Annotated in this window: 13 protein-coding genes and 1 riboswitch; of the genes, 5 read left to right on the top strand and 8 right to left on the bottom strand. The window is 43.7% G+C overall.

Features of this window, described 5'->3' with window-relative positions; all coding sequences use genetic code 11:
- Nucleotides 1-68: 68 nt before the first annotated feature.
- Nucleotides 69-1,247 carry an acetyl-CoA C-acetyltransferase gene (locus tag ACFX4H_RS18295; RefSeq protein ID WP_328137809.1) on the bottom strand — a complete coding sequence of 393 codons (1,179 nt, stop codon included), beginning with the start codon at nt 1,245-1,247 and terminating at the stop codon, nt 69-71.
- Between the two features lie 71 nt (nt 1,248-1,318).
- Complete coding sequence (locus tag ACFX4H_RS18290) at nt 1,319-3,748, bottom strand: 3-hydroxyacyl-CoA dehydrogenase/enoyl-CoA hydratase family protein (RefSeq protein ID WP_377435988.1); 2,430 nt, start codon at nt 3,746-3,748, stop codon at nt 1,319-1,321.
- 163 nt (nt 3,749-3,911) lie between these two features.
- On the opposite strand from ACFX4H_RS18290, the gene ACFX4H_RS18285 reads away from it, so the two are divergent.
- Complete coding sequence (locus ACFX4H_RS18285) at nt 3,912-4,046, top strand: YuzL family protein (protein WP_072273724.1); 135 nt, start codon at nt 3,912-3,914, stop codon at nt 4,044-4,046.
- A gap of 49 nt (nt 4,047-4,095) precedes the next feature.
- On the opposite strand, the gene ACFX4H_RS18280 is transcribed toward ACFX4H_RS18285, so the two are convergent.
- Entirely contained in the window at nt 4,096-5,013 is a 918-nt protein-coding gene (locus ACFX4H_RS18280) for a proline dehydrogenase (RefSeq protein ID WP_323602459.1), read from the bottom strand.
- 148 nt (nt 5,014-5,161) lie between these two features.
- On the opposite strand from ACFX4H_RS18280, the gene ACFX4H_RS18275 reads away from it, so the two are divergent.
- A complete protein-coding gene (locus tag ACFX4H_RS18275) occupies nt 5,162-5,440 on the top strand; it encodes a hypothetical protein (RefSeq protein ID WP_377436038.1) in 279 nt (92 codons plus the stop codon).
- Nucleotides 5,441-5,453: 13 nt separating this feature from the next.
- Entirely contained in the window at nt 5,454-5,789 is a 336-nt protein-coding gene (locus tag ACFX4H_RS18270; protein ID WP_063574745.1) for a spore coat protein, read from the top strand.
- Between the two features lie 81 nt (nt 5,790-5,870).
- Here ACFX4H_RS18270 and ACFX4H_RS18265 read toward each other — a convergent pair whose 3' ends face one another.
- The 5 genes from ACFX4H_RS18265 to ACFX4H_RS18245 all read right to left on the bottom strand — a co-directional run bounded on the left by ACFX4H_RS18265 (nt 5,871) and on the right by ACFX4H_RS18245 (nt 10,693).
- On the bottom strand, nt 5,871-7,043 hold the full coding sequence (locus tag ACFX4H_RS18265) for an FtsW/RodA/SpoVE family cell cycle protein (protein WP_048688186.1): 1,173 nt from the start codon (nt 7,041-7,043) through the stop codon (nt 5,871-5,873).
- Nucleotides 7,044-7,189: 146 nt separating this feature from the next.
- Nucleotides 7,190-8,071, bottom strand: a complete 882-nt coding sequence (locus ACFX4H_RS18260) for a metal ABC transporter permease (protein ID WP_283866736.1) — start codon at nt 8,069-8,071, stop codon at nt 7,190-7,192.
- The gene (locus tag ACFX4H_RS18255; protein WP_127777710.1) at nt 8,068-8,991 is read right to left on the bottom strand and encodes a metal ABC transporter permease; all 924 of its coding nucleotides are present in this window, start codon (nt 8,989-8,991) and stop codon (nt 8,068-8,070) included. The genes ACFX4H_RS18260 and ACFX4H_RS18255 overlap by 4 nt, the downstream gene beginning before the upstream one ends.
- Before the next feature lie 10 nt (nt 8,992-9,001).
- Entirely contained in the window at nt 9,002-9,757 is a 756-nt protein-coding gene (locus ACFX4H_RS18250) for a metal ABC transporter ATP-binding protein (RefSeq protein ID WP_034310095.1), read from the bottom strand.
- 12 nt (nt 9,758-9,769) lie between these two features.
- Nucleotides 9,770-10,693 (bottom strand): metal ABC transporter solute-binding protein, Zn/Mn family, encoded by a 924-nt coding sequence (locus ACFX4H_RS18245; RefSeq protein ID WP_283866737.1) that lies wholly within the window; start codon nt 10,691-10,693, stop codon nt 9,770-9,772.
- A 630-nt stretch (nt 10,694-11,323) separates the two neighbouring features.
- Here ACFX4H_RS18245 and ACFX4H_RS18240 point away from each other — a divergent pair.
- Together ACFX4H_RS18240 and ACFX4H_RS18235 are read left to right on the top strand one after the other, a co-directional pair.
- On the top strand, nt 11,324-12,286 hold the full coding sequence (locus ACFX4H_RS18240; RefSeq protein WP_241636522.1) for a LacI family DNA-binding transcriptional regulator: 963 nt from the start codon (nt 11,324-11,326) through the stop codon (nt 12,284-12,286).
- 257 nt (nt 12,287-12,543) lie between these two features.
- Nucleotides 12,544-12,729: riboswitch (Lysine riboswitch) on the top strand.
- Nucleotides 12,730-12,825: 96 nt separating this feature from the next.
- Nucleotides 12,826-14,277: an amino acid permease gene (locus tag ACFX4H_RS18235; RefSeq protein ID WP_249598375.1), complete on the top strand. Its 1,452-nt coding sequence runs from the start codon at nt 12,826-12,828 to the stop codon at nt 14,275-14,277.
- Nucleotides 14,278-14,297: the final 20 nt, after the last annotated feature.

Here is a 14,297-nt window from a genome sequence, read left to right as displayed (position 1 = left end):
GTTATTTCCTCCTATGTGTTTAAGATAGTAACCCGCCGGAAGCATGACAGCTTCCGGAAGGGTTTGGATTACGCCATTAATTCAAACACTCCGGCAGCACCCATCCCGCCGCCGATACACATTGTCACGACTCCGAACTGTTGGTTCCTGCGCTTCATTTCATGAAGCAGGCTTAATGTCAATTTCGCTCCCGAACATCCTAGTGGATGGCCTAAAGCGATGGCTCCGCCATTTACATTGACAATCTCTTCATTCAATCCGAGCTCACGAATGATTTGAATGGATTGGGAAGCAAATGCTTCATTCAATTCAAATAAACCAATATCCGATAATTCAAGACCCGCTAGCTTCAAGGCTTTAGGTATGGCTGCAATCGGTCCGATACCCATAATTTCAGGCGGTACTCCTGCTACAGCAAAGGAACGGAACTTACCCATCGGTTTCATCCCTAAGGAAGAAGCCTTTTCCCCGTCCATGACCATGACCGCGGCTGCACCATCACTCGTCTGTGATGAATTCCCTGCTGTTACGGATCCCGTAACGGAGAATGCAGGTCTTAATTTTTTCAGCACTTCAGCAGTCGTTCCTGGACGAACGCCCTCATCCTGTGTAAAAGTAAATGAATTTTCCTTTAACTTAAGATCTGGCCCCACTGAACGAAGGGTAACGTCAACCGGTACGATTTCATCGGAAAACTTTCCTTCTGCAATGGCCTTAGCCGCCTTCTGATGACTTCTAACAGAAAATGCATCTTGCTCGTCACGGGAAATGCCGTATTTTTTGGCAACGGCCTCAGCAGTGTGACCCATCCCCATATAATATTCCGGTGCCGTTTCCGCAAGTCTCGCGTTCGGACGTGTTACATGGCCCATCATTGGCAAAAGGCTCATGGATTCCGCCCCGCCTGCAATGACTGTATCACTTTGGCCGAGCATGATCCTTTCCGCTCCATATGCGATACTTTGCAGCCCGCTTGAACAATAACGATTAATCGTTATGGCCGGTACTGTATAAGGCAATCCTGCCAATGCTCCAATGTTACGCGCCATGTTCAATCCTTGTTCCGCTTCAGGCATTGCACAACCGATAATCAGGTCATCTATCGTTCCTTCATAATTCCCTGCACGCTTTAACGTTTCCTTTACGACAAGAGCCCCTAAATCATCAGGACGTACACTAGCAAGAGAACCTTTTTTCGCTCTTCCTACCGGAGTCCTTGCTCCAGCTACTATTACCGCTTCTTTCATGAGGATCCCCCTTACTCATTTTTAAGCTATCGATCTATTGATCTCGTTTTGGCCATATCTTCATCTATTCATCAATTACGGAGTGGTTTACCTTTAACGAGCATGTGCTGCATCCTTGCCTGGGATTTCGGAGTCGAAATCAGTTTTAGGAATGCCTGTTTTTCCAGGTTCAAGATATACTGTTCATCTACTTCCGTGCCAAATGGGAGTTTCCCCCCTGCCAGGACGTATGCCAGCTCTTTGGCTATGACAAGGTCATGTTCAGATAAAAATCCTGAAAGGCGCATGGATTCCGCCCCTAATAGCAGTGCGGCATATCCAGTTTCACCTACGACAGGGATCTTTGTGCGGGCTGGAGCGGTATAGCCTTGTTCATGCATGGAAAGTACCGCCTGTTTCGCATCATAAAGCTGATGATCTGCATTCACGCTTATTCCATCAGCTGAATTAAGGAAATTATTCCCCCTCGCTTCCTCGGCTGAGGTCGAAACTTTTGCCATGGCGACCGTTTCAAATACTTGGTTGGCCACTTTCTGTAAGTCGAAGTCAACGCCCTTCGGCATATTCCTCAACGTCTTCACATAAAGTTCTTTAGTCCCGCCGCCGCCTGGGATCAAGCCGACACCAGGTTCCACTAGTCCCATATACGTTTCAGTCGTTGCCTGGATGCGCGCTGCCGGAAGGGACACTTCAGCACCCCCGCCAAGTGTCATATTAAACGGGGCAACCACTACAGGAACTGCACTGTACTTAATTTTAAGCATCGCCTGTTGGAATTGGCTGATGACCATATCGAGTTCAAAAATATTGTCATCCTGCGCTTCCATAAGCATCATTGCAATATTAGCGCCGACACAGAAATTCTTTCCTTGGTTTCCGATGACCAGGCCTTTAAAATTCGTTTCCGCTTCGTCAACCGCGGCATTGATCATTTGTATGATATCCAGACCGATTGCATTATTCGGCGAAGTGAATTCAAGCAGAGCCACTCCATCGCCGATATCGATCAAGCTTGCGCCACTGTTTTTCTTGATTACGCCTTTTTGCTTCTTGATCGCTTTAAGATTGATCACTTTAGAATTTTCGACAAGCTCTTTATATTCACCATTATCATAATAGTGAACTATGCCATTTTCTTCTTTATAGAATGACGTGATGCCTTTAGCGAGCATATCCTTCACCCATTGCGGAACGGTGATGCCTTCCGCTTCCATTCGGGCTGCCGATTTTTCTACCCCTATCGCATCCCAGGTTTCAAATGGGCCTGTGGACCATCCAAATCCCCATTTCATCGCTTGATCGATCGCCACAATGTCATCCGCGATGTCCCCAAGCAGCTGGGCAGAATACACAAGCGCCGGATTCAAAACATTCCATAGCAATTGGCCGGCACGGTCTTCACTATAAACAAGCGCTTTCATTTTATTATCCAAGCCCTTGGCCTGTTTAGCCATTTCGATGGAAGGCGTTTTTAATCTTTTTCGTGCAGCATATTCAAGGGTTTCGGGATTCAGTTCAAGGATTTCCTTACCTTTTTTCAAGAAGAATCCTTGTCCTGACTTGCTTCCAAGCCACCCATTCTTAAGCATTTCATTCATGAAATCAGGTATCTTGAAAACTTCTTTTTCTTCTCCGTCCACCTGGTCATAAACGTTTCTGGCAACATGTGCAAAGGTATCCAATCCAACGACGTCAAGTGTCCGGAAAGTCGCGCTAGTTGCCCTTCCAATCAACGGACCTGTAACCGAATCGACCTCACCGACACTGTATCCGCCTTTTTGCATTTCCCGCAAAGTGACCAATAAACCATAAGTTCCAATGCGGTTTGCGATGAAGTTGGGGGTATCCTTGGCTTCGACAACACCTTTTCCAAGAACATCTTCGCCAAATCGTTTCATATATTCAAGCACTTCTGGTGAAGTTGCCTTAGTAGGGATGATTTCCAACAATTTAAGATAACGCGGCGGATTGAAGAAGTGAGTTCCCAGGAAGTGCTTTTGAAAGTCCTCCGAACGTCCTTCTGCCATCGCTTCGATTGAAATTCCGGATGTATTCGATGAAACGATGCTTCCTGGTTTACGATGCTGATCAACCTGGGCGAATACATTTTGCTTAACCTCAAGCTTCTCAACGACCACTTCGATGATCCAATCGACATCCTTTAAACGACTTATATCATCTTCCAGGTTTCCAGCCTCGATCAACGCGATGTTTCCCTTAGCCGAAAGCGGAGCTGGTTTCTGTTTTAAAAGTTTCGTAATCGCCGTTTGGCTGATGCGGTTACGCACTTGTTTATTATCTAATGTCAGTCCCTTTTTCTTTTCATCCTCAGTGAGTTCACGAGGTACAATATCCAATAATAAAGTCGGAATGCCGATGTTAGCAAGGTGTGCAGCAATCCCTGATCCCATAACTCCTGACCCTAGAACAGCAGCCTTTCGTATTTGTCGAACCAAGTTTATATCCCCCTTACACAATTTATTGAATGAATGTTCATTCATTTTTAATTCAAAAAAATTTTGAATATTTTTTCTTATTACTAATATAGAATATATTTGGAAATTCCGCAATGATTAAACAGGAAAAAATATATTTTTTTCTCTGCATTCTTTCGGTTATTTCTCCTCCGTTCAGTAAAAAATAACCGGGCAGGAGGTGACTTATATAATGAAGCGTAAAGATAATCCTTCTAAAGCAGCCGTGAGCGCAGCAAGTGTTAAAGGCAATGCCGGCCCTGGCGCTGAACGTCAACATGGAATCAATAAAGTGAACAGCCAGAACAATCAGTTCAAAAGATAATCCTTCTTGATTTGAGCAGCCGTCCCTTTTCCGGGGCGGCTCTCGCTTCCTATTTCTTGAATAGGCCTTTTAAAACGAAAGCAATATTGGCTGGCCTCTCCGCAAGGCGGCGCATGAAATATCCATACCAATCCGTACCATAAGGAACATACACCCTTACCTTATATCCTTCTTTAGCAAGTTCAAGCTGCTTTTCAGTGCGGATGCCATATAACATTTGAAATTCAAATGAATCCCGGGGTATTCCCTGATCTTTGACTAGGTCCCTCGTATAATCAATGATATTATCATCATGTGTGGCAACGGCTGTGTAATTTCCATTTTGCATATGCTTCTTGATGATTTTCTTGAAATTCTCATCCACATCTTTTTTTTCAGGAAAAGCCACGTCCCTTGGTTCTTTATAAGCCCCTTTAACAAGTCTTAAATTCGGATCGTATGCATCCAGCTCTTCAATATCCCTCTCAGTACGATACAGATAAGCTTGAATGACAGTCCCCAATTCATTATATTCAGCCTTAAGGGTTTTGAATACATCCAAAGTCGGCTGACAGCGCGGAAAATCTTCCATATCAAGCGTCACGAAAACACGATGGGCTCTAGCTTCATCCAAGATTCTCCGCATGTTATTCATTACGACTTGTTCGGACACATCCAAGCCCATCGAGGTCAGCTTCAGGGATAACTGTGAATCCAGTTCATTTGTGCCAATCATCCGGATGGCTTCGATGCACTCTTCTGCCATCTTCCCTGCTTCTTGTTCATCTTCAATGAATTCACCCAAATAATCAATGGTGACAGCAAGCCCCTTCCGGTTAAGTTCAGCAATCACATCACATGCCATATCCAAGGATTCTCCTGCCACGAAGCGAGATGCACCAAACCGCAGCCCGTATTTTTTCGCTGCCTGTGTCATAGCTTTATTCTTTGATAAAAAAAGGAATAGATTTTTCAAAATCCTTTCCATCTGCATTCCCCTCCAAATCATTTTGGAAAATAGATGCACAAGATTATTTTACCATTTAATTCATTTTTCAGATATTTAGAATCAAGAATAAAAAATTTCATGAAGGGAAAATTAAGCCCGATTAAAGAACACATGAGGAGGTAGAATGATGGAACAGCAAAATTCGTTTAATAGCCAACAGCAGTCGACCGGCTTTATGAAACAGCCGCCGGAGATGGTTTCGGTGAAAGATAGCTTATACTTAACCGATATGCTTGCATGGAATCTGAATGCGGTTAAAAAGGCACATTTTTTTGCCACGCAATGTAAGGACCCGCAAATCATTGAAGCGTTAAATCGGTGCGGACTCATGCATCAACGCCATTACGATACCATTTTGAAACATTTGAACCCGGACCAAAATCAGAGTCAACAACAATATCAATAAAGGAGGGTTCTTGATGCCCAATGAAAACAAAGTCCAAAACCCTGAATCTCCCGTGGCAAAAACACCGCAAATGAATGACAGGGATTTTATAAATGATATGCTCACAACTGAAAAGTACTTTTGTAACTCCCTTTCCGTTGCCCTGCATGAAATGAGCAATCAAGCATTATTCCAAGACATTTTCTCCATTTCCAAAGAAAATCAGGAGATGCAGCGTGAACTCTATAACCTTATGTTCGAAAAAGGCTGGTATAGTTTAGAAAAGGCGCAAGCTTCCAGCTTAAGCCAATCGCATCAACAATTTTCCGGTTATAAAAATCAATTTCCATCTGGAACGAACATTCAATAAACAAACATTCAGGGGGGGGATTCTGCTCCTTTTGTTTTTTTGCTACAAATAAAGCCGGCCCATCGGGGGCCGGCTTTATTATTAGATATCCGTGGAAAACATATACTTCTTATAGTGATACCGAATGCTGAATATTAAGCCCATCGCCATCATGTTCCCCATGAGCGAGCTTCCTCCATAACTGACAAATGGAAGCGGAATCCCCGTAATTGGCAAAAGGCCTACAGTCATGCCGATATTTTGAAAAACGTGGAACGTCAACATGCTTATAACGCCCACACAGATATATGTATAGAAGTTATTTTTCGTGTCCATTCCCGTTTTTGTTATGTGGTAAATCAATAGGAAAAACAAGGAAATGATGATGCTTGATCCGATGAAGCCGAATTCTTCACCGATGATGCTGAAAATGAAATCCGAATGACTCTCGGGCAAATACACTTCCCTTGAACCGATTCCCTTGCCTGTGGTCTGGCCGGAGCCGATGGCCAGTAAGGATTTGGTTAAGTGATACCCTTCGGAGCTGGCATAATTATATGGATCCAGCCAAGAATAGATACGGCCGAATTGATAAGATTTTACCCCTAGGTATTTTTCCAGGATTTCCGGCTTCCAAAGTACAAAGTACAGGACCGTGGAAGCGACGACAATTCCTCCCGAAACGATCGGCAGCAGGATCTTCCATGTTACCCCTGATATGAAAATCATTCCGAGCATGATTGACATGATGACAAGCGAGGTGCCCAAATCCGGCTGTTGCATGATTAACAATAAAGGGGCACCGGTCACAAGACCGATTTTAATAAGCAGCCAGATATCCGTTTGAATCGTTTTCAGCGTGTTTTTGAGATGATGGTTCGATATGACATTCGCTAAAGCCAGGATCAGGAAAACCTTCATGAATTCCGATGGCTGAATCGAACCGATTCCCGGAATGATGAACCAACTTTTCGCACCATTCCGGACAGGAACGATGCTTTCCGGCATAATGATCAGCAAAAAAAGTAAAAATAATCCGAAGCCATAAGCGTACCAAGAGATTTTCTTCAACTGGTCTGAATCCAATGTGATGAACCCTAATACGATTCCTATCCCCACTATATACCAAAAAATTTGTTTTATTAAGAAGTTTTCAGCGTACTGTCCAGTCGTTTGGGCACTATAGATTGCCAGGCAGCTTCCAACGCATAATAACAGCAATATTGTGACCAAAGAAAAATCTATTCGAGATGAAAATTTATTTTGTTCTTCCATACTAAACTCTCCCTTAAAAAGGCTCCTGCGATACATCTATAAATACACTTATTCATTATACTTTAAACAAATAAAATCACAACTATATAGAAGAATAGTTTACAGGCTTCATGGAGTTATTTCCATGAAGCCTGCAGGCATGGGAGCTATGCGTGTGATTCCTTTGATTTTCTCCGTTTCAGCAATAGGCTGACCAATCCATTGCCTGGGGAGAAGAGAAAGGCCAATCCGAATAATATGGCGGCCGAACCCACCATGCAACCTGATATCGAGGCATCCAAAATGGTGGCTGAATAGTAGCCGATGACGGAACTTAGCACCCCGACCCCGATACTGACCAATATCATGCGGCTTAAACGGTCTGACAGCAGATAGGCCGTTGCCGCAGGTATGATGAGCATTCCAACTACTAAAATGGAACCTACACTATCAAAAGAAGCAACAGTTGTCAGTGAAATGAGGCTCATCAATAAGTAATGAAAGAACAGTACAGGAATTCCCATCGCGGCAGCAAGTGCTGGATCAAATGAAACGAGTTTAAACTGTTTGAAGAAAAGGAAAATCATTATGAGGTTCAGGATAAAACAACTGCCGACTATCCAAACAGCTTTTGGTCCAGCCTCGATTCCCCCGATTGTCATCGTGTTCCACGGGGTATAGGCTATTTCCCCATAAAGGACATGTTCCAGGTCAAAATCTATTTGTTGCGTGTACAAGCTCACAAGTACGATCCCCGTTGCAAAAAGGGACGTGAATACAATCCCGATAGCAGCGTCGGATTGAACGCCCGACGATTGGAAAAGCTGGATCAAGAACACGGTAAGCAAGCCGAGCGCAGCAGCCCCGATCAGCATTGGAACCGAATCACGGGTTCCGGTTATTAAAAATGCCAATACGATTCCCGGCAAAACGGAATGACTGATTGCATCCCCAATCAACGTCATTTTCCTGACTATCAAAAAACACCCCAATACACTGCAAGAACCCGCCACTAATGCTCCGACTAAGATAATCCAAAAATCATTCATGATGAGTGGCTCCCTTTCCTTCTATCCTGTTCGAGAGAATATTTCTTTTTCGTCGAAACCCTTCTCCATATAGATGAAAGCACTCCGCGTTTAGGTGCAAAAAGCATGGAAAAGAAAAACCATACCGTCGCGGATAAGACAATTAACGGTCCTGTCGGCAAATCATTGACAGATGTACTGATCAACGTTCCAGACACACCGCTCAACATTCCGAATATACCAGACAGGATGACCATGATATGCAGGCGCTCCGTCCAATATCTCGCTGATACCGCAGGCGTTATCAGTAAAGATGCCATCAATACGACGCCTACAGCCTGGATACCGATCACTACAGCTGCCACGATCAGCATCATGATGAAATAATCCAGAAAAACCACCGGCAATCCCATCCCCTTAGCAAACCCGGGATCAAAGGACAGTAATTTGAATTCTTTAAAAAATACGGTACAAGTGAAAATGAGAATGAAGGAAACCGTCATCATCATATATACATCGGACATGACCATTGACGCCGTCTGTCCGAATAAAAAGGTATCCAATCCACTCTGGTTTCCATACTCGCTCTGCTGGATTTGCGTAAGCATCACAATTCCGAAACCAAAGAAAGAAGATAAGACGATTCCCAAGGCCGCATCCTGCTTGATCTTACTGTATCTCGTAAGCACACTGATCAAGAAGACAGCGACTAAGCCAGCCAGGGCGGCACCTATCAAAAAGTAGGAAGTGGATTTCACTCCAGTTAACATGAAGGCGACACAGATACCGGGTAGCGCTGCATGTGCGAGCGTGTCGCCAAGCAAAGACTGCTTTCTGAGGTAGGCAAAGCTGCCGATGACCCCGCTGCTTAATCCGAGGAACATCGTGCCAAGCAATATCCACCTTGTATTTGGATCGGTGATAATGTCCATTATATTCATCGTGTACACCTCATTTTAATAAAAGGCCGGACTTTGTGTCTGATAGTATCGCTAGGCGGCCTCCATATGTTGCCTGTAGGTATTCGGGAATGAACACTTCTTCTGTCGGACCTATTTTCATCACCTTCTTATTCAATAACATCGTCCAGTCGAAATATTCCTTCACGGTGGATAGGTCATGGTGCACAACCAGAACGGTTTTGCCTTTTTCCTTCAATTCCATCAGCAATTGTATGATCGCTTTCTCTGTTGCGGCATCCACCCCTACGAACGGTTCATCCATAAAATAAATATCCGCTTCCTGTGCCAATGCACGGGCCAGGAATATCCGTTGCTGCTGTCCGCCTGATAGCTGGCTGATCTGGCGGTTTGCGTATTCAGCCATCCCCACCTTCTCCAGGCACTCCATCCCCTTCTGCCTTTCGGACTTCCCTGGTCGCCTCAGCCATCCGAGATGACCATATCTGCCCATCATCACGACATCAAGTGCGTTGGTCGGAAAATCCCAATCCACTGACTCCCGCTGTGGTACATAGCCGATGCTCTTCCTCATCGATTTATAAGTAGAGCCCTTGATCGTGATGTGCCCCGATATTTTCGGGATCAATTCGAGTATCCCCTTTATCAAAGTGGACTTCCCTGCTCCATTGGGGCCTATGATTCCGATTAAATTCCCTTCCGGCACCTCAAACGAGACATCTTCGACAACCGGCTTCTTATGATAAGCAATCGTTAAATTCTCGACCTTCAAAGCTGCTTGATTCATAGTTTCTCCCCCCTATTTCAAAGCACGGACGATGGTGTCCGTGTTATGACGGACCATTCCGATATACGTTCCTTCTTCCGTCCCTCTTTCACCCATGGCATCCGAGAACAATTCACCGCCGATTTCCACTTTGTGGCCCTGCTTACCTGCTCCTTGAATGACAGCCTCGATAGCCTTCCTCGGTACGCTTGACTCTATGAAAATCGCTTTTATTTTGTTCTCCACAAGATAGTTCCGCATATCCGTCACATCTTTCGATCCATATTCCGATAATGTATTGATCCCTTGGAGCCCTCTTACGTCCAGGCCATATGACTGCCCGTAGTACCCAAAAGCATCATGTGCCGTAACGAGCACCCGTTGGTCTTCTGGCACTTTATCGATTTCCTCATGGACATATTTATCAAGTTCCTCCAATTGCACAACGTACTCCTCATAATTTTCACGATACTCCGCTTCATTGTCCGGGTCCTTGGCAATCAATTCTTTCTTAACTGCCTCCGCCGCAACGATCCAAAGCTTTACATCAAACCATACGTGGGGATCATGCTCAGATGCACCCACTTTGCGAAGTTGGTTCTCCTTGAAGTCTTCCGTTACGGCAATCGTCGGTTTATCCTTGCTCATCATTTCAAATATATCCGTCATTTTCCCTTCAAGATGCAGTCCGTTATAAAAAATCATATCAGCCGAATCCAATGTCTTCACATCACCCTGCGTCGCTTTATATAGATGGGGGTCGACTCCCGGTCCCATTAAACTTGTGACCTCGACATGTTTACCGCCGATATTCTCAACCAAATCCCCAATCATTCCCGTTGTTGTAACGACATCCAACTTGCCATTGCCATTATCACTTTCGGCCGTATCATTGCCGCACCCCGTTAAAACCAGCAATGCAGCAAGCACGCCTCCAATAGATTTAAGAAAACCCATCCATATTCCCTCCCTTTTTCATCTTTCTAAAATAGTTTGCCATGTGCAAAACTAAGTGTAAATTTTTTTACATTGTCGTAAATGCTAAAAAGTTTCCTCTACACAACTTATTTTATACTATACACAAATATACAAAAAAAGTGCAACTATTTTTAAACATTTCAAAAAGGCGAATGACTTTTACACACAGCAAAAACTGTCAGGAAGCTCCACTAGGCAGCTTCTGACAGTCAGTCATTCCGTATGATGAAATTATATTTATATTGTGGAGTTTTACTGGTGAACATAACTAGGGGGAGCTATTTCTGGACGACGTGAAATTCACGAGTAAACGCGGTTTCCACGCGTAAAGTCGCGGACTTCTTGACGGGCATTGCCACTCATTTCTCCTGTTTCAAGGAAATGGCCAAGTACGCAAATCCCAATTCGATTCCGCAAAGCAAAAACAGGGTGATTAAAGTTTGGAACATCTTGATTTCCTCCTCCTCTAAGACTTAGACCAATCTTAAAGGATGAAACCAATACCATAACAAGACCCTATTTCAAGAAATCTTCAGCAGTCCCCACTGTTCCCTTGCCCTGAAATGGGTTTCATACAGTACAATATAAAAAAAGAAAAACGGTGATACCATGACAAATATTAAAGAAATAGCTCAATGTGCTGGTGTATCTGTCTCAACAGTGTCTCGTGTATTGAATGATCATCCTTATGTAAGCCCCGATAAAAGAAAGAGCGTCCTAGAAGCGATCAATCGTTTGAATTATACGAGAAACATCAACGCGATCCATCTTTCAAAAGGGAAAACCAACCTTATCGGCGTCATCATCCCCTTCAACAATCACCCATATTACGGGGCAATCGTTAACGGAATCACAAAACAGGCAAATGCAATCGGCTGTCATATCGTCATCTTTCAAACAAATTATGACAGGGAGAAAGAGATCCAGGCTTTTAATATGCTGCAAATGAAGCAGCTCGATGGCATTATCGTTTGTTCAAGGATTTCGGAAATGAAAATCCTCTTGGATTATCAAAAATACGGACCGATTATTTTATGTGAAGATACCGCCCAGGCTGAATTCTCATCCATCAGCATTGATCATTATGCAGCTTTCTCCTGTGCCCTTGAGTACGTGATTACTAAAGGATATAAGAAAATCGGATACAGCCTCGGCCGTAAAAAGAGCAGAAACAGTTCCCATCGTACAAAGGCCTTTAACGATATCATGAGTAAACATCAATTGATAAACAATAAAGAATGGCTGTTTGAAGGCAGTTATCATATCAAAGACGGTGAACAATTGTTTCAGGAATGGAATTCGATGATGGATAAACCTGAAGCCATCATCATCACGAATGATGACACGGCGGCGGGCTTCATTCTTACCGCTAAGAAATCGGGTATAAGGGTACCGGAAGATGTGGCCATTCTCGGCTTCAATAATGATAGCCTTGGCGAAATGCTCGACATCACGACCATTTCCTTACCGCTGGAATGGATCGGGAAAATGGCAGTGGATCTCTTTGAGAATCCTGAAGAGGTCAAACATGTAAAACTGGACTATGCCCTAATAAAAAGAAAAACCGTTTAGTTATCAGGATGTGCTATATTTTAATATATCGTCACTTGATTCTTCCTTACTGCCATCATTCATTAACTAGGAAAAAATAACCACATAAAATAATCATTGCGATATCCCAGAAGTTATTTTATAATTTTGATATAGTAAAGTTTACTCAATTACTAGCAATCTATTAGCGATTGCATGAAATTCATGAGTACAGTCGTACGACGTCACCTACAAACTGACGCCAACGATTTTAGAAAATTGAATACTTCCTCATTTACCGATGAGTTAGAGGCTGCATCTTATAAAAGTAAAACGGACGAGATTCTGGAAAATTAAAGACTCCGTTTGAAAGGATAAGTTGCCGAAGTTAGGGTATATTCCATGTATATTCTCGCTGGCGGTGTTACCGAACAGGAACACCACTGTCACGTTTTTTCAAAAAAGCGTGGGGAGCTATCTTCGGAAGGATAAACGGGTTTATTATAAACAGCCGTCGATCTTTTTCGACTGCTGTTTTTTTATTTTTCGTTCCCTTCCAATAAAAAGGAGTGTAACATCAATTGTCAAATTCACAATCAGCATCAAGCCCTACTGAATTGAAAAGGAGCCTGAAAGCGCGTCATTTAATGATGATTTCATTAGGTGGAACGATTGGAACAGGTTTATTTTTAGCAAGTGGCGGTGCCATTCATTCAGCCGGTCCCGGCGGTGCCTTGGTGGCATACGCGGTCATCGGCATCATGGTTTATTACTTAATGACAAGTCTTGCAGAAATGGCGGCGTTCATGCCAGTGGCCGGTTCGTTCCGTGTCTATGCATCCAAATTCGTCGATCCGTCTTTCGGTTTTGCGATTGGTTGGAACTACTGGTATAACTGGGCAATCACCATTGCCGCCGAATTGGCAGCCGTTGTCTTAATTATGAAGTTCTGGTTCCCTGATAGCCCTTCATTTATCTGGAGTGCCATTGCGTTAATCACTATGTTTCTTATCAATTACATGTCAGTTAAAGGTTTCGGGGAAACAGAATTCTGGTTTGCCATGATCAAGGTCGTGACAGTCGTCATTTTCTTGATTACGGGTGTTCTGATCATTCTTGGAATCATGGGTGGGAAAGACCCAATCGGTTTTTCCAATTTCACAATGGGCGAAGGTCCCTTTAACGGAGGGTTCTTCACGATTCTAGGCGTATTCATGGCTGCCGGCTTTTCATTCCAAGGTACGGAATTGCTTGGAGTGACTGCTGGTGAAAGTGAAGATCCAGAAAAAAATATCCCTAAAGCAATCAGATCCGTTTTCTGGCGCATCCTCTTGTTCTATATCCTTGCAATTTTCGTTATTGGAATGATCATTCCGTTTACGGATTCACGTTTATTGAGTCAAGATGTTGCCGTAAGTCCATTCACGCTTGTATTTGAACGGGCCGGCCTTGCATTTGCTGCATCCATCATGAACGCGATCATTTTATCATCCGTACTCTCTGCCGGTAACTCTGGCATGTATGCTTCAACCCGTATGTTATGGGACTTGGCACGTGATGGGAAAGCACCGAAATTCCTAGGCAAGTTAGATAAAAGAGGAGTGCCCGTGAATGCACTTATCGTGACTTCCTTAGTTGGCTGCGTTGCATTCTTAGCTTCATTTTTCGGGGACGGCGTCGTTTATATCTGGTTATTGAACGCTTCAGGCATGGCAGGATTCGTCACTTGGGTAGGGATTGCGATTGCCCATTATCGGTTCCGCAAAGCTTATGCAGCTCAAGGCCTTGATATGAATGCTTTACCATTCCGGGCAAAAGGCTTCCCATTCGGACCTATATTCGCGCTTGTCCTTTGTATTATCATTATCATCGGACAAGGCTATCAAGCGTTCAGCAGCGATGGGATCGACTGGAATTCAATGTTCGTTTCCTACATTGGCTTGATTCTATTTTTCGTCCTATGGTTCGGTTATAAAATTAAGCATAAAACGAAAATCATTCCGCTCGAGGAATGTGACCTTAAATCAAAATAATACGCAAAGGACCTGTTCTT

It is taken from the genome of Peribacillus sp. YIM B13477 (assembly GCF_042787955.1).
In the GTDB taxonomy this organism is placed as follows: domain Bacteria; phylum Bacillota; class Bacilli; order Bacillales; family DSM-1321; genus Peribacillus; species Peribacillus frigoritolerans.
Note: the sequence above shows the minus strand (reverse complement) of the source record. Positions and strands in the feature narration are given on the sequence as shown.

Coding starts and splice junctions, on each gene's coding strand:
- ACFX4H_RS18295 (WP_328137809.1), bottom strand. CDS start 1,247: ATGAAAGAAGCGGTAATAGTAGCTGGAGCAAGGACTCCGGTAGGAAGA.
- ACFX4H_RS18290 (WP_377435988.1), bottom strand. CDS start 3,748: ATGAATGAACATTCATTCAATAAATTGTGTAAGGGGGATATAAACTTG.
- ACFX4H_RS18280 (WP_323602459.1), bottom strand. CDS start 5,013: ATGGAAAGGATTTTGAAAAATCTATTCCTTTTTTTATCAAAGAATAAA.
- ACFX4H_RS18275 (WP_377436038.1), top strand. CDS start 5,162: ATGGAACAGCAAAATTCGTTTAATAGCCAACAGCAGTCGACCGGCTTT.
- ACFX4H_RS18270 (WP_063574745.1), top strand. CDS start 5,454: ATGCCCAATGAAAACAAAGTCCAAAACCCTGAATCTCCCGTGGCAAAA.
- ACFX4H_RS18265 (WP_048688186.1), bottom strand. CDS start 7,043: ATGGAAGAACAAAATAAATTTTCATCTCGAATAGATTTTTCTTTGGTC.
- ACFX4H_RS18260 (WP_283866736.1), bottom strand. CDS start 8,071: ATGAATGATTTTTGGATTATCTTAGTCGGAGCATTAGTGGCGGGTTCT.
- ACFX4H_RS18255 (WP_127777710.1), bottom strand. CDS start 8,991: ATGAATATAATGGACATTATCACCGATCCAAATACAAGGTGGATATTG.
- ACFX4H_RS18250 (WP_034310095.1), bottom strand. CDS start 9,757: ATGAATCAAGCAGCTTTGAAGGTCGAGAATTTAACGATTGCTTATCAT.
- ACFX4H_RS18245 (WP_283866737.1), bottom strand. CDS start 10,693: ATGGGTTTTCTTAAATCTATTGGAGGCGTGCTTGCTGCATTGCTGGTT.
- ACFX4H_RS18240 (WP_241636522.1), top strand. CDS start 11,324: ATGACAAATATTAAAGAAATAGCTCAATGTGCTGGTGTATCTGTCTCA.